We start from the raw sequence: 20,145 nt of genomic DNA, 5'->3' as shown, positions 1-20,145 counted from the left end.
CACCTGGACTGATGGGTATTCGGCAGGCTACGCACCCCGGCGGGCTCGAACCCCTCGTCGCCGAGCTCGCCCGGGTGCGCGCCCTCAGGCCACGGATTTGAACGGATCGTGCTCGGCGATCAGTTTCTCCATCCGCGCCTCGTCCAAGCGGCGGCTGATGGTCGCCGCCTCCTGTTGGTCGCGAACCACCTTCGCCAGCGTGAAGGTGCTCGACACCAGGAACAGCACGGACATGCCGAGAAAGCCGCGCTGCGCGATATCCAATGGGAGATAGCAGATGCCGACGCCGGTCCCGATGAAGCTGACGCCGAACGCGATCGCGGCTTGCGCGAGAAAGGCCGATGTGGTTTTCGGCTGGGCATTGGGAGTGCTCATGGGTACCGAGTCTGCGGATTCGGCGCGCGATGCGACCGCGTACAACTACTCGAGCGGGATGGGTAGTTGCCGGACCTCGCGGTAAGGGTCACTGCCGCAGGATGATTCGCGAATCCAATCGGTCGGTCGCGGCGCAGCGCCACCACCGACGGCACTGTGATCTGTGCCAGCCATACCGCGTGGCGGTGCGCCAACGCTCCCGCTGATCGAAATGCACCCGCATACTGGTCGGGTGAAGATCGATACGGACCCGTCGTCGCCCGTGCCCGATCCCGACCGCCACGATCTGGGCATCGCGCCGTCTCGCTGACCGATGCTCGACTCCGACCCCACCCTGACGAAGCTGCGTGCACGCGGCATTGTGGCGGTGCGGCGCGCCGAGGACATTATCGATCTCAACTACGTCGGACTGATCTTCGCGACCATCTTCTTCGCGCTGTCGGTGACACCGTCGCTGGTTCCGCGCGACTGGCTGTTCCAGGGCCTGATCAGCGGTATCAATGCCGCGCTCGGTTACGGCCTCGGCTGTGTGCTGGAGTGGCTGTTCCACCTGTGGGCCCGGCCGCGGCTGGCAAAGCTGCTGCGCGATCGGATCGCGCCGCCGCCGACCTGGGTGCGCTATGCGGTGAAGTCGGCGATCCTGTTCACCGCCGCGGTCACCGCGGCCCTCATGCTGGTGCAGTCGGCGCGCTGGCAGCGCGAGATCACCGCGCTGATGGGCATGGAGGGCACCACCACCCCGGCGTATCTGCGCACCGGACTGCTCAGTATCGCGGTGGGGACCGGGGTGGTCGCGGCTTATCGGACATTGCGCGAGATCATCCGGTTCCTGGCCCGCCAGCTCAACCGCTGGGTGCGGGTGCCGCGCGAGCTGGCGCCATCGGCCGGCTTCCTGGTCCTGGTGATCCTGGCCGTCACGCTGTTCAACGGCGTCGCCACGCGCGCCTTCTTCGCGGTGGCCAACTCCGCGTTCAGCGTGCAGAACGATCACACCTCACCGAATGCGGTCCAGCCGGTGCAGCCCGAGCGGTCGGGCAGTCCGGCCTCATTGGCGAAATGGGATTCGCTCGGATTCGAGGGCCGCTGGTTCGTCTCGCACGGTCCCTCCGCTGCCCGGATCACCTCGATCACCGGTAAGCCCGCGCGCGAGCCGATCCGCGCGTATGTGGGGCTGGAGTCGGCGCAGAGCGGTGCCGCGCGGGCCGATCTCGCGGTCTCCGAACTGGAGCGCACGGGTGCCTTCGACCGGAAGGTGCTGGTAGTGGTCACCACGACCGGCACCGGCTGGGTGAATTCGATGGCGGCCGGTGCCATCGAATACATGTACGGCGGCGATACCGCCATCGTGGCCTCGCAGTATTCGTATCTGCCCAGCGTGCTGTCCTTCCTCGCGGACCGTGGCAAGGCATCGGATGCCGGCAAGCAGCTGTTCGACGCGGTGTACGCGCACTGGTCGGCGCGGCCGGAGGGGGCGCGGCCGAAGTTGTTCGTGTACGGCGAGAGCCTGGGCTCGCAGGGGTCGGAGGCGGCCTTCGACGGCCTCGCCGATCTGCGCTCGAAGGTGGACGGTGCGCTGTGGGTCGGGCCGCCGAATTCGAATCGACTGTGGGAGCAGTTCGTTTCGCGCCGCGATCCCGGATCACGCGAGGTCGAACCGATGTACGCCGACGGTCTCGTGGTCCGATTCGCCTCCGACAGTGCCGATCTCGCGCGCCCGAAGACCGAATGGCGCGCCCCGCGCATCGCCTATCTGCAGCACGCCTCCGACCCGATCGTCTGGTGGTCCTCGGATCTGATTTTCTCCCAACCGGATTGGCTCTCCGAACCCCGCGGCTCCGACGTGTCCTCGCAGATGCGCTGGTGGCCGTTCGTGACCTTCTGGCAGGTGACTTGTGACCTGTCCAACGCCCAGGGCGTCACCGACGGACACGGCCATCGGTACGGCAGTCTGGTACTGGACGGCTGGATCGCCGTTGCGGCACCACCGGATTGGACCGTGGAACAGTCCGACAAGATCCGGGCCCAGATCGAGGCCGCCGAGGACTACGAGCGCGAGATCAAATGACATTATTCGGGCGGGTCGCGAAGGCGGCTGTCGCAGCTGGTGTTCCATTGGCATGGAGCAATTGGGCGTTGCCGCGCTTGCAGCTCGAGCTGCGTGGTCGTACCGCTGCCAATGTCGGATTCGCGACCGGCTACGCGCTGGTATTTCGCGGCCGACCGAACTGGTTCTCCGCGCGGGGACTCGGATACGGACTCGCCGCGGCGAGCGTGGTCGCCGCCGGTTATGGTGCGGCCGTGGCCATTCCGGCGATACGCGAGCGCATCGGCGGATTCGCGGACCGGGCTCCGGACGTCCCGCTTGATGAGTGGGTCGCGGTACACATCCCGATCGGAACCGTCTACAGCGAGGAACTCATCTTCCGCGCGACATTGAACCCGTTGCTGGATGACGAGTTCGGGGCAGGAGGTGGTGCGTTGATCGGAGCAGTTACCTTCGGCCTCTGGCACATCTATCCCGCACGCGCCGCAGGCGACAGCGTTCCCGCATCGATTGCCGCGACCGCTGCCGGTGGCGTCCTATTCGACCTGCTGCGCCGCCGCGCCGGCAGTGCCACTGCCCCCGCTCTGCTGCACTTCGCCGTGAACGCCGGTGGCGCGCTCGCGCCGTACCTCGCCGTGGCGGGTTCGCCGAGCAGTTGACCGGCTTTCAGCCGCTGTCACGTAGCGGCTCCCAGCTCGTGGCCGAACCGCCCATCCCGGCGCCAACGGGCCGGACGCGCATACTTGACCGTGACGACCGAACTCGTTGCCGCCATTGACAATTGAAGGGCGCTCTACCAGCATGGCTGCGGTACTCAGTGCTCGGGACACTCACAGGCGCGAGGTTTTCGTCGGCCACGGCAAAGGAGACCAGGCTCATCATGGGGGACGACCAGCACGACGAGGATTCCCGGAACTCGACCCGACCCCAGCAGGAAGTTCCCCCTGAGCGGCGCAGCTGGGCCAGTCGCCACCCTGTCCTCGGCGCGTTACTCTTGCCGGTCATTCCCGGTTTGATCGTCGGCTTGATCATCCTTGTACCGGACAAGTTCTTCGATGCCAAGCAGGACGGAAACTCCTCCGCACAGTCCCCGCCACCGGCCCGGACCGAGCCCGCCGACCGACCGACCACTGTCTCCGCGCCCGCTACTTCCCCGACATCGACCTCGTCGGAGGAGGTTCGCTGGTCCGGCACGGTCAACCTGACCTACCTCGACCTGGACTCCGTCCCGCCCAAGGTGGTATCCGGGAACAATGGCGCCAGCACGTGGGCCAGCTACAACTACTCTTCGTCCAAGAAATTCGCCGAGGCCACGCTCTACGGTCGGCGAGGTGACTTCCTCACCGTGCAGCCCACCATCGCGTCCTGGAGCGATCCGACCAAGCCGACCCGGCAACAGTGCGCCGACCTCATCGCCACCCAGGGCGTCGAATCCCTACCCATCAGCAAGAACAGCAGCTACTGCGTCGAGACCGCGGCCAATCGCGTCGCCTTCATTACCGAACTTTCGGTCAGCGACGCCATCCACGCCTACACGGCCGTGGTGACCGTCTGGTCGGCCACCAGCTGATGGGCCTCGCCCACCACCCCATTCTCGTCTGGTCGTCGGCAGCGACACCCTGCCGATGATCAACGAGGTGCAAACACCTGATAGCCGACACCGGCGTCATCTTCGATGGCGCACAACCACTTCTCGTATGAGGGCAGCTCACCAGCGTGCCGCTGGTCGCCTGATGGCTTCTCGGGTACCCGGCTGGTCCGGCTCGACACCGTCCGCTGAGCGATCGACCCACACTCGGGCCGCAGCGCATATTCTCGCTCGATCCGGCGGGGATTCCCCGGATTCGGCCAAGAGCGCGGGCGCTGGGGCCGGGCGTCTCCCAGTATTCTCGGCATCGTGGCAGGAAAAGCAAAGGTTGATCCGGCGGAACTACGGACAGCAATCGCGGCGGTCAGTGCTTGGCTGCGCGACGATTCGACGCCCGCACCCGCCCGGCCCGAACTGGCCGCCGCGGTCCGCACCACCGCTCGCACCCTCGCCGCCTCAGCGCCCGGCCATTCCGTCGAGGTCCGCGTCCCACCTTTCGTAGCCGTGCAGTGCATCGAGGGACCACGGCACACCAGGGGCACACCACCGAATGTCGTCGAAACCGATCCGCGCACTTGGCTTTTGCTTGCCACCGGTCTTCTCGACTTCGATGTTGCGGTGGCGTCGGGCGCGGTCAGCGCTTCCGGCAGCCGAACCGGCGAAGTGGCCCACTGGCTGCCCATCACACGTGCCACCGCAGAATGACGATCGTCCTGGCCAGTCGCACCGTCCACGTGCGGACTGCTCGGGATTCGCCCACCGTTCACGGCCACTGTGCCCCAGAGTTGCATGAATTCCGTTGGGAGATAAGAGGATTCGCAGACCTAGGGGTATACGGTGTCGGCGGCTCGGGTCAGGCGATCCAGCAGCGCGGTCCTGATGGCCGGGCGGGAGCCGAAGACCAGCGTGAAGGTGGCCTCGCGGACAGAGCGCTCGGCGAGGTTACCGCGGGTAACTGCCCCGCTGCCGACCGCGGTCACCAGAGCCGTCGCCACGCGGACCGCGAGTTCGGAGGCACGGGCGCGGGCCAGGTAGACATCCGACTGGCCGGTGAGCGCATCGTCGAGTTCGGTTCGGATGCGGGCGGCTTCGGCGGCCGAAGCGGTGGTGTCGATGCCGAGCCGTGTGAGTTCGCCGAGGCAGCGCCGCACGATGCCGAGAGCGATCGCGCCGTTGCGCCAGGCAGCCAGGATGAGGGAGGCGTTGAAGCTACGCAGCGAAATCCGGTTGTCCACAGCGGAATCGGGCACCTGGACGCCGTCGAAGGTGAGCGTCACGGTCTTGCTCGCGTCGGCGGCGATGAGCGGGAGCGGGGTGGCGTGGACCGTGGGGCCCGGTTCGGCGGGCACCAGCACGCTGATCAGCGATCCCTCGTCGTCGGCATCGCGCGCCATCACGCCGAGAATGTCCACCAGACCCCACCCGGTGACGAACGGCGCGGCGCCGTCGAGCACATACCCGCCGTCGACGCGGCGCGCGATCAATCCGGGCTGGTCGTTCGCGCCCGCGTAGCTCACCCCGGCACGCACCCGTCCGTGCCGGAGGTCCTCGGTGAGTCGTTCGCGCAGTTCGAGATTTGGTGAGGTGGCGATCCGCCGTGCCACCCCGAGATGTTGCGCCCAGACGAAGGTGGTCGTCAGACATCCGGCCACCAGGATCTCGCCGGCCTGGGTGAAGGTGGCGATATCCATATCATCGGCCATGGTCGCGCCGTAGAACCCGAATTCGGCGAGCAAGTCGAAATGGCTCGCGGGTATTTCGCCGCCGCGGTCGACCGCGTCGGCCTGCGGGGCGAATATCTCATCGGCCAGATAGTGCGCGTGTTCGATCCACGAATTCACGTGACCATCTTGGTGCATGGCGCGAACCCGGTCGCGGCCCGCCTCAGCCGCGAGACCGATCGCGCCGGTGCAGCCCCTTGTAGTCGTAGTACCGCGTGATGAAGAACCCGAGCACCAGCCCGATCGCGAGCCCGAGCACCGCCATCCACACCCCGCGCGCCAACCCCGCCTGGAAGTCCGCGTCGAAGTAGAGAATGGCGCGCACACCGACGAACACCTGGTGCATCGGCTCGAATTTCGCCAGCCAGCCGAGATATTTGGGCGTCGCCTCGATCGGCACGGTGCCGCCCGAGGAGGGCAGCCCGAGAATGATGAACAGGATCAGATTGATCAGCAGCCCCGCCGAGCCGGCCGCCGCGAGCACGGACAATCCGGTGATCCCGGCGGCGATGATGGTCAGCGCGCTGTAGAGGAACAACGTGAGCGGATGATCGATCGGCATATCGAGCAGCTGCGCCACAGCGAGGAATACGCCCGCGACGATATTCGCGGTGATCACCATCACACCCCATTTGATCAGCAGCGTATTGAACCGCGAGATCGGAGTGGCCGGGAAATGCACGTACCACGGCCCGTATTCGGTGGGCACGAATCCGAGCGCGGCATCGATCATGGTGTGGATGGTCATCGAGCCGACGAGCCCGGCGAGCAGGAGTAACAGCGCGTAGAAGAACGCGGTCAAACCCTGTCCGGTGCCGGATGGCAGCGGACGGAACGGCGAGATGACGATGTGCACCGGATCCGCGAGCGCCACCCGCGTCGCACCCGTCAGCTCGGGCGCGGCCCCGCCGCCCGGTGGCGTCAGCTGTGCCCGCACCTGATCGGTCAGCTGCTTGCCGACCTGCTCGTTCACCTGGGTCAGTGCCCGGGTGCCGATGGTGGTGACGATCTCGGTGACGAACGCACCGCTGCGCGGATTCGTCTGCAGTGTCAGCGTCGGGCGCTGGATATCACCGGGCACCACACTGCCCACGCCGAGAATGCCGAGGCGCTTACTGAAATCGCTGGGGATGAGGATCGCGCCGTAGACCGCACCGGACTGCATCTTCAGTTCGGCCTCGTTGATGCCGAGCACTCGCAGATCGACTTTGTCCGCCGGAATACCCTGCCGCAGGGCATCGGTGATCTGTGTGCCGAAATTCACCTGCCGCCCACCGACGGTATCGCCGACATCCTGGTTCACCAATGCGATCGGAAAGTCGTGCAGATGCTGCTCCGGATCGACGACGTAATCCAGGTACAGCGTGCCGAGCAGCGCCATGAACAGCGTCAGCACCGCGATCGGGGCCAACCACATACGTGCGGTAAACCGTGTAACCGACCCGCGGGTGCTCGCACTGTCCGAAGTCGTCACGGCTGGCACGGTAACACCGTGCCGCGTGGAAAAACGGCAGCGTCGCCCGGCGATTGCTGTGCCTCCCCGGTGGCGGTGATCGCGGCGCATGATCCACCCGTAGAATGGCGATTGCCCCCAGCCCGCCCGAACAGGGAGCAAACGGTGACCAACGCCGAGATGCCGGTCGAAACTACCCCCGATCAGGTCGAGAACGAACCACGCGAAGAGTGTGGTGTGTTCGGAGTCTGGGCGCCGAGCGAGGACGTGGCCAAGCTCACGTACTACGGCTTGTATGCGCTGCAACACCGTGGCCAGGAAGCCGCGGGTATCGCCGTCTCCGACGGCTCACAAATTCTGGTCTTCAAGGATCTGGGCCTGGTCAGCCAGGTATTCGACGAGCAGACGCTGGCCGCGATGCCGGGTCATATCGCCGTCGGTCATTGTCGCTATTCCACTACCGGCTCCACCACCTGGGAGAATGCGCAGCCGATCTTCCGTACCACCTCGGTCGGTTCCGGACTCGCGTTGGGCCACAACGGAAATCTGGTCAATACCGCCGAATTGAGCGCGCGCGCACGCGAACTCGGGTTGATCGGTATGCCGCCGGTCTCCGGTGGTCGCCCCGCGCCGATCACCGCCACCTCCGACTCCGATGTGATGACCGCGCTGCTCGCGCACGCCGCGGCGGATTCGAGCATCGAGCAGGCCGCCATGAAGCTGCTGCCGACCCTGAAGGGCGCGTTCTGTCTGACCTTCATGGACGAGCACACCCTCTACGCCGCGCGGGACCCACATGGCGTTCGTCCGCTGTGCCTCGGTCGGCTCGAGCGTGGCTGGGTCGTAGCCAGTGAGACCGCCGCGCTGGATATCGTCGGCGCCGCCTTCGTCCGGGAAATCGAGCCGGGCGAACTGCTGGCGATCGATGCCGACGGTGTGCGGTCCATGCGCTTCGCCAATCCGGAACCCAAAGGCTGCGTATTCGAATACGTCTACCTGGCCCGGCCCGACAGCACCATCTCCGGGCGCTCGGTGCACGCCACCCGGGTGGAGATCGGCCGTCGCCTGGCCAAGGAACATCCGGTCGAGGCTGATCTGGTGATTCCGGTGCCGGAGTCCGGTACGCCCGCCGCGGTCGGTTACGCGCAGGGCTCGGGTGTGCCGTACGGGCAGGGCTTGATGAAGAACGCCTACGTCGGGCGCACCTTCATCCAGCCGAGTCAAACCATCCGCCAGCTCGGCATCCGGCTCAAGCTGAATCCGCTGCGCGAGGTGATCCGGGGTAAGCGGCTCATCGTGGTGGACGACTCCATCGTGCGCGGCAATACCCAGCGCGCGTTGATCCGGATGCTGCGCGAGGCGGGGGCGGTGGAGATCCATGTGCGGATCGCCTCGCCGCCGGTGAAGTGGCCCTGCTTCTACGGCATCGACTTCGCCTCGCGCGCGGAGCTGATCGCCAATGGCGCGGGCGCCGATGACAGCTACGACGACATGGTGGAGGCGGTGCGCCGCTCGATCGGCGCGGACACCCTCGGCTACATCTCCACCGAGGGCATGATCGCGGCCACCGAGCAGCCGCGCTCCCGGCTGTGTTCTGCCTGCTTCGACGGCAATTACCCGATTCCGCTGCCCACCGAGGCGGCCATCGGCAAGAACGTGCTCGAGGGCATACTCAGCGGTCAGTCCGAGGCGATGCTGTTGAGCGAGAACGCGAATGCGAGTGCGTTGAGCCGCCCCTGACGGATCCGACCGCCACGAACCCCTCGGCGACAGCCGGGGGGTTCGATCTTGTTCGGGCCGAGCTCGGGCTGGAATTGTCCGCCGCTGTGCCGTGGCCTCCTCGAGACGCGTCAGCGTTGACTTCGGGCCGAACCTGGTCATTCGTCCGGTGATCCGGTGTTGTCCGCGCACCATTCGCAACGTCCGCAACACCCCTGTGATTTTTTCTTTGAAAACGCAACATCCCAGAAATGGATCCTGGGTACGGTGCCCGACATATCGGAAGTTAACCGTGCCCATCGCAGACCTGTGATCCAGGACACGCGGTGCGGCGCGCTCGAGAAGTGGGGCCTGATGATGGTTTCGAGGAAGCCTGGGCGAGGTGACCGGACGCGACGAATCGCGGCGGTCGGGATGGCGGCGCTGGCCGTGTCCGCGATCGCGGGATGCGGATCGGGGCGTACCGGTGGGGGTGGTGACGGGGCCGGCCTGGTGGCCGGCACCACGGACAAGATTTTCTCGCTCGATCCCGCGGCCGCGTACGACAACGGCTCGCTGCTGGTCGAAACCCAGATCTACTCATATCTGTTGAATTTCGCGCCCGGCGATGCCACGCCGAAGCCGGACGCCGCGGAGAAGTGCGACTTCAGCGCGCCCACGGTGTACACCTGCAAGCTGAAATCGGGCCTGAAGTTCGCCAATGGGAACCCGTTGACCGCCAAGAGCGTCAAGTTCTCCTTCGATCGCATGCAAGGCATCAACGACCCGAACGGTCCCGCCTCGCTGCTGGGCAATCTCGCGAAAACCGAGGCCGTCGACGACTTGACCGTGAACTTCACCTTGAAGGTCGCCAACGATCAGACCTTCCCCGCGATCCTGCCGACCCAGGCCGGTCCCATCGTGGACGAGAAGGTCTTCCCGGCCGATAAGGTGCTGCCGGACGAGGACGTGGTGAAGGCCAAGGGCTACTCGGGCCCGTACACCATCGCCAGCTACGACAAGAACAAGCTGGTCGAATACAAGGCGAACCCGGACTACCAGGGCATCCTCGGCACTCCGAAGACGTCGCAGGTCTCCACGAAGTACTACGCGACCTCCGACAATATGAAGCTCGATCTGCAGAGCGGTGCGCTCGATGTCGCGTACCGATCCTTCACGCCGACCGATATCGAATCGCTGCGCAAGGACAGCAAGGTCAAGGTGGATGACGGGCCCGGCGGCGAACTGCGCTACATCGTCTTCAATCTGAACACCATGCCGGGCGGAACCCCCGAGCAGAAGCTGGCAGTGCGCAAGGCCATCGCCTCGTCGATCGACCGACCCGCGCTGGCCGAGGGGGTCTACAAGAACACCTACCAGCCCGCGTATGGCTTTGTGCCGCAAGGCATGCCAGGTGCGGCCGAGCCGCTGAAGGATCTCTATGGCGCCAAGCCCGATAAGGATGCGGCGGCCAAATTCCTCTCCGGCGCCGGCGTCGCGACCCCGGTGGAACTGAATCTGCAGTACAACCCCGATCACTATGGTTCGAGTAGCTCCGAGGAGTACGCGGCGATCAAATCGCAGCTGGAGTCGAGCGGACTGTTCAAGGTGAATCTGCAATCCACCGAATGGGTCACCTACCAGAAGGAACGGGCCCGTGACGGTTACCCGCTCTATCACTTCGGCTGGTTCCCGGACTACCCGGACGCCGACGACTACCTGACCCCGTTCTTCGCGCCCAACAACTTCCTGCAGTCGCACTTCGAGGACCCGAAGATCACCGCGCAGCTCACCGCGGAGACGACCGAGCAGGACAAGACCAAGCGCATCAAGCTGATCGAGGACGTGCAGAAGGATCTCGCGCAGAACTACCTGCCGACCCTGCCGCTGCTGTCCGGTAAGCAGATCGCGGTGTCGAATCCGAGCGTCAAGGGTGTTACAGACACACTCGACGCGTCCTTCAAGTTCCGGTACACGGTGCTGAGCAAGTGACATCGGGCGAAGCCGGGCCCGAATCTGTTGCCACCGCGGAAAAGCGGGCATCGGATCGGGTCCGGCGCTTCGGGCTGCCATGGGTCGGGAAGTTCGGTGGGGATTCCCGACAGCTGGCGTTGTTGCGGTATTTGGTGATTCGACTGTTCTTGATCCTGCCGACGGCGTGGATCCTGGTCACCGTCGTGTTCTTCCTGATGCGGGTGATCGGCGATCCGATCAGCGCCGCGATGGGCGGACGGATGACCCAGCAACAGATCGAAGTGCGCAAGGAGGCGGCCGGTTTGAACCGGCCGATCCTGACCCAGTACTGGGAGTACATCTCTGGGCTGATGCACGGGGATTTCGGCCACTCCCAGGACAATCGGCAGATCAGCGAGGTGGTGACAACCTACGGCGCGGCAACACTGGAGCTGGTGTTCTGGGCGCTGCTCGTCGCCTTCGCGATCGGCGTGCCGCTCGGCAGATACGCTGCGACACACCGTGATTCGACCGCCGATGCCGGACTGCGGTTATTCGCCATCCTGGCCTACGCGGCGCCGGTCTTCTTCGTCGGCCTGCTGCTGAAGCTGATCTTCGCGGTGAAGCTGGAGTGGCTGCCGGTCGCCGGGCGGGCGAGCACGTCGGTGGAACTGCAACTGCAGCATGTTTCGCCGAAGACCAACATCATGGTGGTCGACGCAATCCTGTACGGGGATACCGGCTATCTGATCGATGTGCTGAAGCACGCGATATTGCCCGCGGTCGCACTCGGTCTGTTGACGGCGGGCATATTCCTGCGCCTGGTGCGCGTCAATCTGATCCAGACGCTGCGCAGTGAATTCGTGGATGCCGCACGGGCCCGCGGACTTTCGGCGCGGGTGGTGACGGGCCGACATGCCGTGCGCAACGCGATGATTCCGATCATCACGGTGATGGGCATGTATATCGCGACAATGCTCGGCGGCGCGGTGCTCACCGAGACCACCTTCGAATGGAAGGGGCTGGGTTATCAGCTCGCGGAATACCTGCATCAGCGCGATTTCATCGCGGTGCAGGGCATTGTCGCGTTCCTGGCGCTGGCCGTCGCGGTCATCAGCTTCCTGGTGGATGTCATTGTCGCGCTGATCGACCCGAGAGTGAGGTTCTGATGACCGCTCCGGAATTGGCGAACGAACCACTGGTGATATCACCGGTGCCGCCGACAAAACGCAGGCGGATCCCTGGATTGCGGCTGTTCACCATGACCGCCGGATTGCAGCGGGTGACGCTGATCGTCGGACTCGGGCTCGTCGCGGTATTCGTATTCGTGGCGATCTTCGCGCCGCTGATCGCACCGTATGGACTCGCCCAGAACTCGTCGGACGGTGTCGCCTTCGTGGCCCAGCAACCGCCATCGGGTCAGCATTGGTTCGGTACATCGGTACGTAGCGAGGACGTGCTGTCCCGGGTGATTTTCGGCGCCCGCACCGCGTTGCTGGTGATCGCGATCTCGCTGCTGATGTCGTTGGTCGTCGGAGTACCGCTGGGATTGGTGTCCGGGTACATCGGACGTGCCCTGGACCGGGTGCTCGTATTGTTCATGGACGCCATCTACGCGTTCCCGACCCTGCTGCTCGCGATCGTGGTCTCCATCGTGGTCGCGGGCGGGCAGTCGAGCAGCTTCGGCGGCGTGCTGTCGGCGTCCGTCGCGATTACGGCGATCTATGTGCCGCAGTACTTTCGGGTGGTCCGCAACGCGACCGTCGCGGTGAAGAACGAACCGTATGTGGATGCGGCCAGGGTCACCGGTGCGTCCACCACTCGAATCATGTTCCGGCACATCCTCGCCAATGTCACTCAGTCGCTGCCGGTGATCGTCACCCTGAACGCGGGCGATGCCATCCTGACACTGGCCGCGCTCGGCTTTCTCGGCTTCGGCATCGAACCGACCCAGGCCGCCGAATGGGGCTACGACCTCAATAAGGCGCTTTCCGATGTCTCCAATGGCATTTGGTGGACGGGCATCTTCCCGGGTACCGCCATCGTGCTGGTGGTGCTCGGGCTGACGCTGGTCGGCGAGAGTCTCAACGAGGTGCTCAATCCGTTGCTGCGCACCCGGCGGGCGGTGAGTCCGGCCACCGTCGTGGGCGACGGCGCGAGCGCCGGGGTCGACGGACTCGAAAAGAACACTCCCGCAACGGAACTAACCGTCGCTGAACTGGAGCTGCTGGAAGGCGATAGCGCCGTCGATAAAGACGGTTCAGCAGGGGAAGGAGTATCGCAATGACGGAAGCGATAGCCGAGAAACACCCGGCGCTGTCCATCGAATCGCTCTCGGTCACCTTCGCCACCGATGCCGGGCCCGTCTACGCGGTCAGCGATGTCTCCTATGAGGTATTTCCGGGCGAGGTGCTGGCCATCGTCGGGGAATCCGGCTCGGGCAAATCGGTGAGCTCGCGCACCGCGATCGGACTGCTGCCGCATACCGCTCGGGTCGAGGGCCTGGTCACCCTCGGTGCGGACAAGGTCACCGCGATGAACGAGCGCCAGCTCACCGCGCTGCGCGGCGGCGCGATCTCGATGATCTTCCAGGAGCCGGGTCGCGCGCTCGATCCGCTGTTCACGGTGGGCTATCAGATCGCCGAGGCACTGCGGGCGCACAGCGATATGAGCCGCAAGGCCGCCAAGGCCAGGGCGATCGAATTGCTGCGCATGGTCGGCCTGCCCGATCCGGAACACCGGGTGGACTACTATCCGCATCAGCTCTCCGGCGGTCAGAAACAGCGCGTGATGATCGCGATCGCGATTTCCTGCGAGCCCAAGGTGATCATCGCCGACGAGCCGACCACGGCACTCGATGTCACCGTGCAGGCCGAAATCCTGGAGCTGCTGCGGGATCTGCGTGATCGCATCGGCAGCGCCATCGTCCTGATCACGCACAACATGGGTGTGGTCGCCGATATCGCCGACCGAGTGGTGGTGATGCACGACGGCAAGGTGGTCGAACAGGCGCCGGTGGACGAGCTGTTCGCGCAGCCGAAGCAGGAGTACACCCGCAAACTCCTCGCCGCCGTACCGCATCTGGGGACCGAACAGTTGGAGCACGGAGCGGTCGAAGAGGTCGCCGCCGCCGAGTCGGTGCTGGAGGTGACCGATCTGGTGGTGCAGTTCCCCGGACCGTTCGGCCGACCGCCGTTCCGTGCCGTCGACAACGTCAGTTTATCCATTCGGCCGGGTGAAACCCTCGGCTTGGTCGGCGAATCCGGCTCCGGGAAGTCGACCATCGGCCGCTGTGTCGCGGCATTGCAGCGCCCGACCTCCGGAGTCGTGAAGATACGCGGACAGAACATCGCGGAGCTGTCGCAGCGGCAGCTGCGGCCGATTCGCCGCCGCTTCGGATTCGTCTTCCAGGATCCGGCCAGTTCGCTGAATCCGCGGCTCACCGTCGGCGAGTGCGTGGCCGAACCGCTGATCGTGCACAAGGCGGGCAGTTCCGCGCAGATCCGCGCTCGGGTCCGCAAACTCCTCGATGACGTGCGGTTGCCCGCGGGCACCGAACGCCGCTATCCGCACGAACTATCCGGCGGCCAACGCCAGCGCGCCAGCCTGGCCAGGGCGCTCGTGCTCGATCCGGACCTGCTGGTGGCCGACGAGCCGACCAGTGCGCTGGACGTCTCGGTGCAGGCGGCGGTGCTGGAGCTGTTCGGACAGCTACAGCAGGAGTGTGGCTGGGCCTGCCTGTTCATCAGTCATGATCTGGCGGTCGTCGACCAGCTGGCGGATCGGATCGTGGTGTTGCGCAACGGCGCGGTGGTGGAGCAGGGCGATCGTGATCGCATTCTGCGCCGTCCGGAGCAGGAGTACACCCAGCGACTGGTCGCCGCGGTGCCGGTGCCCGATCCGGTGGAGCAGCGACGCAGGCGTGCGCAGACGGCGGCCCTATTCGCGACAGAGCAGGCTCCCCCGGACTCGTGAGTGCCAGCGGGTTTGATTCGCCGGGCCGACGGATGGGGGCGACACCTTCCTGGCGTGCCCGGTGAGTCACCCGGGTGCGTGCGAGATCAATCGTCGCATTTGTCCTGGTGGTGGCCATCCAGCGTGATGTCCGCTGCAAGCTCGTTATTCGGCTCCGGTAGCGTGAGCTGGCATCTATCCGCCGATTCGGTTTGGAGCTTTCCCCGAAAATGACTGAACAGACCCCCAGTGGTGCCGGTGCCTCGTACGCCGCAGCCGGCGTGGACATCGAGGCGGGTGACCGCGCAGTCGAGTTGTTCGGGCCATTGGCGAAGAAGGCCAGCCGACCCGAAGTACAGGGTGGGCTCGGCGGATTCGCCGGGCTGTTCGCACTGAAGGGTGGCTACCGTGAGCCGTTGCTCGCGGCCTCCACCGACGGGGTCGGCACCAAGATCGCGGTGGCCCAGGCGATGGACAAACACGACACGGTCGGCCTCGACCTGGTCGCGATGGTCGTGGACGATCTGGTGGTCTGCGGCGCCGAGCCGCTGTTCCTGCAGGACTACATCGCTATCGGCAAGGTCGTCCCGGAGAAGGTGGCCGAACTGGTCTCCGGTATCGCGGAGGGTTGTGTGCGGGCGGGCTGCGCACTGCTCGGTGGCGAGACCGCCGAACATCCCGGTCTGATGGATCCAGACGATTACGACCTCTCCGCGACCGGTGTCGGCGTCGTCGAGGCGGATTCGGTGCTCGGTCCGGACCGGGTGCGTCCCGGCGATGTGGTGATCGCCATGGGTTCCTCGGGTCTGCATTCCAACGGCTACAGCCTGGCCCGCAAGGTGCTGCTCGATATCGACCGGATGTCGCTGACCGGGCAGGTCGAGGAGTTCGGCCGCACCCTCGGTGAGGAGCTGCTGGAGCCGACGATCATCTACGCCAAGGACTGCCTCGCGCTGATCGCCGAAACCGATGTGCGCACCTTCGCACACGTCACCGGTGGCGGCTTGGCCGCGAATCTGGGCCGGGTGATTCCCGCGGGCATGGTCGCCGAACTGGATCGCGGCACCTGGAATCCGGCGCCGGTATTCAAGATGATCGCCCAGCGCGGCCGCGTCGACCGGGTCGAGATGGAGAAGACCTTCAATATGGGTGTCGGCATGGTCGCCGTGGTGGCGCCCGAGGATGTCGACCGGGCGTTGGCCGTGCTCACGGCGCGGCACATCGCCTGCTGGACCCTCGGCACCGTCAAGAAGGCCAAGGATGCCGACGCGGTGCGCGCCGTACTGGTCGGCGAGCATCCGCGCTTCTGAGTCCAATTTGCCGCGCCTTCGGCGCTGCGTGTTCGCGGCCCCCTGGTGTCTCGCGTCCGTTCGATGGCCGCGCCGTCGGCGCGGACACGAGACGGGCCGCGAACGGCGCTCGTAAGACTCGCGCGTAGTGGTTCCGTTTGTCGCGCATGGAAATTCACAACAGCGTCCCGCATCGTCGGATGCGGGACGCTGTTGCTGTGCAAGCCTCGAATGGTTCGTCCGGTCACGCGGCGTCAACGGGTGAAGGGGGAGGCCCGTCGGCCTCCCCCTTCATCGTCTACCGAGTCAGCGGCGCCAGTCGTTGTAGTCGTCGTCCTCGTCCCAGCGGGATGAGGATTCGTCCGCGTCGTGCTCATCGGACAGCACACCACCACTCCGCTGGGAGGTGGGGCTACCCGAAAGCTCGCGCTGAAGGCTCGCGAAGTCAGTCGGCGCGGAGCTGTACTTCAGCTCGCGTGCGACTTTGGTCTGCTTTGCCTTAGCCCGGCCACGGCCCATGGCTGACCCCCTCGCGTCACTGCGGGGCGGCCTGGGGTTTGTTGGCGGCCCCGTTCGAATTAATACTCTTCCTGACAGACACTTTAGCGTGTGTCCGGCGGTCGCGCTTCCAGGAGTGGGGGAAGAACTCCGGAAGTGGTGCCGTTTGCCCGGTTGTCGCCGCCGGGGCGACCGCTCAGACGACCCCGGGAATCGCTCGGATGACCCCGACCCTGGCACCGCCGCCGAGCACCGGCGGTGCCGCGAGTTCGGCATGCGCGGCGGTCCACTCGATGCCCATGCGATGCAGAATGGCCAGCGTCAGGGGGATGCGCGCGCGGTCGTGACCGTCGGCGATCTTGTACGCGAACGCTGTTCCATCCGGTAGCGCACCCGCGTGCACACCGTCCGCGCCGATCTTGCAGACCAGGCCGGGGGTGGCCTGCATGGTCAATAAATCGGGTGCGTTCGTGCCGGAAATCACTCGTGGATTCGCGCGGATCGCATCGGCGACGCGTCGCTGCGGCGAACCGGGCGCCGCGGTCGCCATGGCCGCGAAGGCTCGGGCCAGATTCACCAGCGAGACCGGGATGATCGGCAGTCCGCAACCATCGATGCCGAGATCGGTTTCCGGTTCGCCGGTCAGGTCGGTGATGGTGGCGAGCACCGCCTGTTGCAGCGGATGTGCCTGGTCCAGGTAGCCCTCGGTGGGCCAGCCGTTGACGGCGCAGGTGGCGAGCATGGCCGCGTGCTTACCGGAGCAGTTCATGTACACCCGGCGGGGTTCGGGCAGTGCCATGGCCCTTGCGCGCTCCTCCTGCGGCAGATCGGGCGGGCATTCGAGGGCTTCTCGTCGAAGCCGAAACGGTCGAGCAGTCGCTCGACCAGGGCAACGTGATCCGGTTCGCCGTAGTGCGATGCGGTCGCGATGGCCAGTTCGGCATCGTCGATCGGTTCGAAGCCATTGCGCAGCAAGGTGATCGCTTGCATGGGCTTATTGGTGGAGCGCGGGAAGATCGGGACGTGCACCTCGCCGAGTGCCAGGGTCGGTTCACCGTCGGCGCCGAGGAGCACCACCGAACCGCTGTGCACGCATTCGCGGAAGCCGGAGCGGACGACCTCGACCAGTTCGACGGTCATAGCTCGGCTCCGGTCGGTTCGCCGTGCTGCTCGCGGGCGCTTGCCACATCGACCTGCTGCGCGCGGGCGCTTGCCACATCGACCCGCTGCTCGCGGGCACGGTTGGTATTGGCGTGGCGGCGGCCGTGACGCTCGATCTGCATCCGCACATCATCCGAGATCGTCGGTTCGGTCGCGAGCAGAATCGCGAGGCGATCGGGATCTTGGCCGGTGAACAGGTCGCGGACGGTGATGCCGTGGTCGGGCGTGTACACAATGCGCACCTCGTCGCCGGCGCCGATCGTGCCTTCGGTGAGTACGCGCAGGTAGGCGCCGGTATCGCTGTGCAGCGTGAACCGCTTGACCCATTGGGCTTCGCCGGACCAGTGCTGGAAGGTCGAGCACGGCACCCGGGGTGCGCTCACCTCGAGCAGCGTGTCGCCGATAGCCCAGCGGGCACCGATCACCGCATCGCTGACCGGCAGTCCGGCGATACGCAGATTCTCGCCGAACCAACCCGGGGGCAGTTCGCGGCCGAGTTCCTCGCCCCAGCGCCGCGCGTCCTCCTCGGCGTAGGCGTAGACGGCCTGATGCACGCCGCCGTGATGCTTGGTGTCGCATACGTGATCGCCGTCGAGCCCGAGGGCCCGCACGGCGACGCGATGGGGGATCGGTCGCTTATCGATGGCCGTCCGGCCGACGCGGTTCGGCACCTCCAGCTCGGCGTGGACGACGCACACCGCAAGCACCCGAGCACTATCGGGCTGCATCAGCGGCCACGCAACCGGTCGACGGCGATCCGACCCGCCTGGGGTGCGTCGTCGGCGGGGACCGAATCCGGATCGATGGCGGCGGCGGTCGGGCCCGCGACCAGTTCGGTTTCGGCCGGGATGGCGCGTTTGATCAAGGCCAGCGCGATGGGGCCGTATTCGTAGTGGTCGATGACGGTGCCGAGGCGGCCGACGGCCCGTCCGCCCGCGGTGATATCGGTACCGGTGGTCGGGCGTTCGTCGGCGGAGCCGTCGAGATGCAGCAGCACCAGGTGGCGCGGCGGCTTGCCGAGGTTGTGTACCCGGGCCACGGTTTCCTGGCCGCGGTAGCAGCCCTTGTCCAGGTGCACCGCGCCGTGTTCGGCGATGCCGCCGATCCAGCGGGCCTCGTGCGGGATGGTTCGTTCGTCGGTGTCGAGTCCGATCCTGGGGCGCAGCGCCGCGACGCGCAGTGCCTCGAAGGCCCACATGCCCGCGGGTTCGGCGCCCGCCGCGGTGAGGCGGGCCCAGCGGTCGGCGAGTTGGTCGCGGGGGATGACCAGGTCGAAGGAGTCCGCGGTTGGCCATGGCATCCGCCGTAGGAATCCGCCGTCCGGCAGCGGCACTGCCTCGTAGGTCTCCGGAAGGGTGGCAATGCCGAGTGCTTCGGTCAGCTCGGTAATGCGCGGGCCGAGCAGGCTCAGCACCGCGTGATCGGCGGCCTCGACCGGTTTGGCATCGGCCCAGAAGACCATCTTCGTCAGGAATTCCAACAGCGCCGGCCCGCGCTCGCCCTCGGTGTCGATCCACACCGTGCCGTCCAGTTCGGTAAGCACGAAATGGTGCAGCACCCGGCCGTTGAGATCGAGGTCCAGGTTCTCGGCTGACCGACCGTCACCGAGGTTCGCGATGTGCTGGCTGCTGATGGTGTGCAACCAGGTCAGCCGCTCGGCCCCGGTGATCTTCAGGACGCCGCGATGCGAACGGTCGACGATCGCCACCCGCTGCGCGGCGGCGCGCTGCTCTCCGAAGGGATCCCCGTAATGCCAGGCGACGGCGGCATCCGGCGAACCGGTCGGGCCCGCGACGGCGCCCGCGACAGCGAGGATGGGACTGGGTGCAACGACCACGGACACGTAAACCACTCTAAGCGCGAACCTGATCGGCTGCTGTCAGCGGCCTGTCGACCAGTCCCGAACCGTCCTCCGCTAAGCAATTCACGACGGAGTCGGTAACTCACGACGGAGTCAGTCTTACGAGCGACCCGGCTCGCGTCCGCACGAGTGCGCCGCCATTGAATCGGCCGAGCTGTCGAAGCGTATGCGCCGCAGCCCTACCGCTGAGCGGGCACCTATCCGAGGTCGAACACACCGCTCAGACGCCCCCACGGAGTCTTACGAGCGACCGTTCGTGGTCTGTCTCTGCGAGTTGTCGAAGCGGATGCGCCGTAGGTGCGGGACTTACCCGTCTGGTGTGTATACGTCGGGTGCGGAGCACTCTGCTATCAGTGACCACCGCGGAGCGAGTCTTACGAGCGACCGTTCGTGGTCTGTCTCTGCGAGTTGTCGAAGCGTATGCGCCGTAGGTGCGGGACTTACCCGTCTGGTGTGTATACGTCGGGTGCCGGACACTCCGCTATCAGTGACCAGCACGGAGCGAGTCTTACGAGCGACCGTTCGCGGCCCGTCTCGCGTCCGAGTCGTC

General features: G+C 66.0%; 16 protein-coding genes and 1 pseudogene. 10 read left to right on the top strand and 7 right to left on the bottom strand.

From position 1 onward, the window contains the following. Nucleotides 1-84 precede the first annotated feature (84 nt). Nucleotides 85-375, bottom strand: coding sequence for a YiaA/YiaB family inner membrane protein (locus AB0L58_RS41575; protein WP_364396742.1), 291 nt, complete (start codon nt 373-375; stop codon nt 85-87). Between the two features lie 313 nt (nt 376-688). Between AB0L58_RS41575 and AB0L58_RS41570 the strand changes: the two genes are divergently transcribed. The 4 genes from AB0L58_RS41570 to AB0L58_RS41555 all read left to right on the top strand — a co-directional run bounded on the left by AB0L58_RS41570 (nt 689) and on the right by AB0L58_RS41555 (nt 4,712). Continuing rightward, nucleotides 689-2,440: an alpha/beta-hydrolase family protein gene (locus AB0L58_RS41570; protein ID WP_364396739.1), complete on the top strand. Its 1,752-nt coding sequence runs from the start codon at nt 689-691 to the stop codon at nt 2,438-2,440. Between the two features lie 68 nt (nt 2,441-2,508). Further along, nucleotides 2,509-3,078, top strand: a complete 570-nt coding sequence (locus AB0L58_RS41565) for a CPBP family intramembrane glutamic endopeptidase (RefSeq protein WP_364396736.1) — start codon at nt 2,509-2,511, stop codon at nt 3,076-3,078. 221 nt (nt 3,079-3,299) lie between these two features. Then, on the top strand, nt 3,300-3,989 hold the full coding sequence (locus tag AB0L58_RS41560) for a hypothetical protein (RefSeq protein WP_364396733.1): 690 nt from the start codon (nt 3,300-3,302) through the stop codon (nt 3,987-3,989). 327 nt (nt 3,990-4,316) lie between these two features. Then, complete coding sequence (locus AB0L58_RS41555; protein ID WP_364396730.1) at nt 4,317-4,712, top strand: sterol carrier family protein; 396 nt, start codon at nt 4,317-4,319, stop codon at nt 4,710-4,712. 119 nt (nt 4,713-4,831) lie between these two features. Here the strand turns inward: AB0L58_RS41555 and AB0L58_RS41550 are convergent, their stop codons facing one another. After that, the gene (locus tag AB0L58_RS41550; RefSeq protein WP_364396727.1) at nt 4,832-5,848 is read right to left on the bottom strand and encodes an acyl-CoA dehydrogenase family protein; all 1,017 of its coding nucleotides are present in this window, start codon (nt 5,846-5,848) and stop codon (nt 4,832-4,834) included. A 43-nt stretch (nt 5,849-5,891) separates the two neighbouring features. Next, nucleotides 5,892-7,145, bottom strand: a complete 1,254-nt coding sequence (locus AB0L58_RS41545) for an ABC transporter permease (protein WP_364396822.1) — start codon at nt 7,143-7,145, stop codon at nt 5,892-5,894. A 216-nt stretch (nt 7,146-7,361) separates the two neighbouring features. Between AB0L58_RS41545 and purF the strand changes: the two genes are divergently transcribed. The 6 genes from purF to purM all read left to right on the top strand — a co-directional run bounded on the left by purF (nt 7,362) and on the right by purM (nt 16,096). Continuing rightward, nucleotides 7,362-8,921 (top strand): amidophosphoribosyltransferase, encoded by a 1,560-nt coding sequence (gene purF, locus AB0L58_RS41540; RefSeq protein ID WP_364396819.1) that lies wholly within the window; start codon nt 7,362-7,364, stop codon nt 8,919-8,921. Between the two features lie 393 nt (nt 8,922-9,314). Then, nucleotides 9,315-10,871, top strand: a complete 1,557-nt coding sequence (locus tag AB0L58_RS41535) for an ABC transporter substrate-binding protein (RefSeq protein WP_364396724.1) — start codon at nt 9,315-9,317, stop codon at nt 10,869-10,871. Nucleotides 10,872-10,984: 113 nt separating this feature from the next. Beyond that, nucleotides 10,985-12,001 carry an ABC transporter permease gene (locus tag AB0L58_RS41530; RefSeq protein ID WP_364396816.1) on the top strand — a complete coding sequence of 339 codons (1,017 nt, stop codon included), beginning with the start codon at nt 10,985-10,987 and terminating at the stop codon, nt 11,999-12,001. Nucleotides 12,002-12,093: 92 nt separating this feature from the next. Further along, nucleotides 12,094-13,119 carry an ABC transporter permease gene (locus AB0L58_RS41525; protein ID WP_364396813.1) on the top strand — a complete coding sequence of 342 codons (1,026 nt, stop codon included), beginning with the start codon at nt 12,094-12,096 and terminating at the stop codon, nt 13,117-13,119. Further along, nucleotides 13,110-14,807, top strand: a complete 1,698-nt coding sequence (locus tag AB0L58_RS41520; protein WP_364396810.1) for an ABC transporter ATP-binding protein — start codon at nt 13,110-13,112, stop codon at nt 14,805-14,807. The genes AB0L58_RS41525 and AB0L58_RS41520 overlap by 10 nt, the downstream gene beginning before the upstream one ends. Nucleotides 14,808-15,016: 209 nt before the next feature. Next, complete coding sequence (purM, locus tag AB0L58_RS41515) at nt 15,017-16,096, top strand: phosphoribosylformylglycinamidine cyclo-ligase (RefSeq protein ID WP_364396721.1); 1,080 nt, start codon at nt 15,017-15,019, stop codon at nt 16,094-16,096. A gap of 285 nt (nt 16,097-16,381) precedes the next feature. On the opposite strand, the gene AB0L58_RS41510 is transcribed toward purM, so the two are convergent. The 4 genes and pseudogenes from AB0L58_RS41510 to AB0L58_RS41495 form a co-directional block, all read right to left on the bottom strand. Beyond that, nucleotides 16,382-16,594 (bottom strand): DUF3073 domain-containing protein, encoded by a 213-nt coding sequence (locus AB0L58_RS41510; RefSeq protein ID WP_364396718.1) that lies wholly within the window; start codon nt 16,592-16,594, stop codon nt 16,382-16,384. A gap of 175 nt (nt 16,595-16,769) precedes the next feature. Beyond that, nucleotides 16,770-17,713, bottom strand: a pseudogene (locus tag AB0L58_RS41505) (asparaginase). After that, nucleotides 17,710-18,462, bottom strand: a complete 753-nt coding sequence (locus AB0L58_RS41500; protein ID WP_364396715.1) for an MOSC domain-containing protein — start codon at nt 18,460-18,462, stop codon at nt 17,710-17,712. The pseudogene AB0L58_RS41505 and the gene AB0L58_RS41500 overlap by 4 nt, the downstream one beginning before the upstream one ends. Continuing rightward, entirely contained in the window at nt 18,462-19,577 is a 1,116-nt protein-coding gene (locus AB0L58_RS41495) for a folate-binding protein (RefSeq protein WP_364396712.1), read from the bottom strand. The genes AB0L58_RS41500 and AB0L58_RS41495 overlap by 1 nt, the downstream gene beginning before the upstream one ends. Nucleotides 19,578-20,145: the final 568 nt, after the last annotated feature.

Source organism: Nocardia sp. NPDC052112, assembly GCF_040680135.1.
Classification (GTDB): domain Bacteria; phylum Actinomycetota; class Actinomycetes; order Mycobacteriales; family Mycobacteriaceae; genus Nocardia.
This window is presented reverse-complemented; position numbering and strand designations above follow the sequence as displayed.

What these genes read in the sequence shown, in the direction of transcription:
- AB0L58_RS41575 (WP_364396742.1), bottom strand. Translation starts at nt 375, where the DNA reads ATGAGCACTCCCAATGCCCAGCCGAAAACCACATCGGCCTTTCTCGCG.
- AB0L58_RS41570 (WP_364396739.1), top strand. Translation starts at nt 689, where the DNA reads ATGCTCGACTCCGACCCCACCCTGACGAAGCTGCGTGCACGCGGCATT.
- AB0L58_RS41560 (WP_364396733.1), top strand. Translation starts at nt 3,300, where the DNA reads ATGGGGGACGACCAGCACGACGAGGATTCCCGGAACTCGACCCGACCC.
- AB0L58_RS41545 (WP_364396822.1), bottom strand. Translation starts at nt 7,145, where the DNA reads ATGTGGTTGGCCCCGATCGCGGTGCTGACGCTGTTCATGGCGCTGCTC.
- purF (WP_364396819.1), top strand. Translation starts at nt 7,362, where the DNA reads ATGCCGGTCGAAACTACCCCCGATCAGGTCGAGAACGAACCACGCGAA.
- AB0L58_RS41535 (WP_364396724.1), top strand. Translation starts at nt 9,315, where the DNA reads ATGGCGGCGCTGGCCGTGTCCGCGATCGCGGGATGCGGATCGGGGCGT.
- AB0L58_RS41525 (WP_364396813.1), top strand. Translation starts at nt 12,094, where the DNA reads ATGACCGCCGGATTGCAGCGGGTGACGCTGATCGTCGGACTCGGGCTC.
- purM (WP_364396721.1), top strand. Translation starts at nt 15,017, where the DNA reads ATGACTGAACAGACCCCCAGTGGTGCCGGTGCCTCGTACGCCGCAGCC.
- AB0L58_RS41510 (WP_364396718.1), bottom strand. Translation starts at nt 16,594, where the DNA reads ATGGGCCGTGGCCGGGCTAAGGCAAAGCAGACCAAAGTCGCACGCGAG.
- AB0L58_RS41500 (WP_364396715.1), bottom strand. Translation starts at nt 18,462, where the DNA reads ATGCAGCCCGATAGTGCTCGGGTGCTTGCGGTGTGCGTCGTCCACGCC.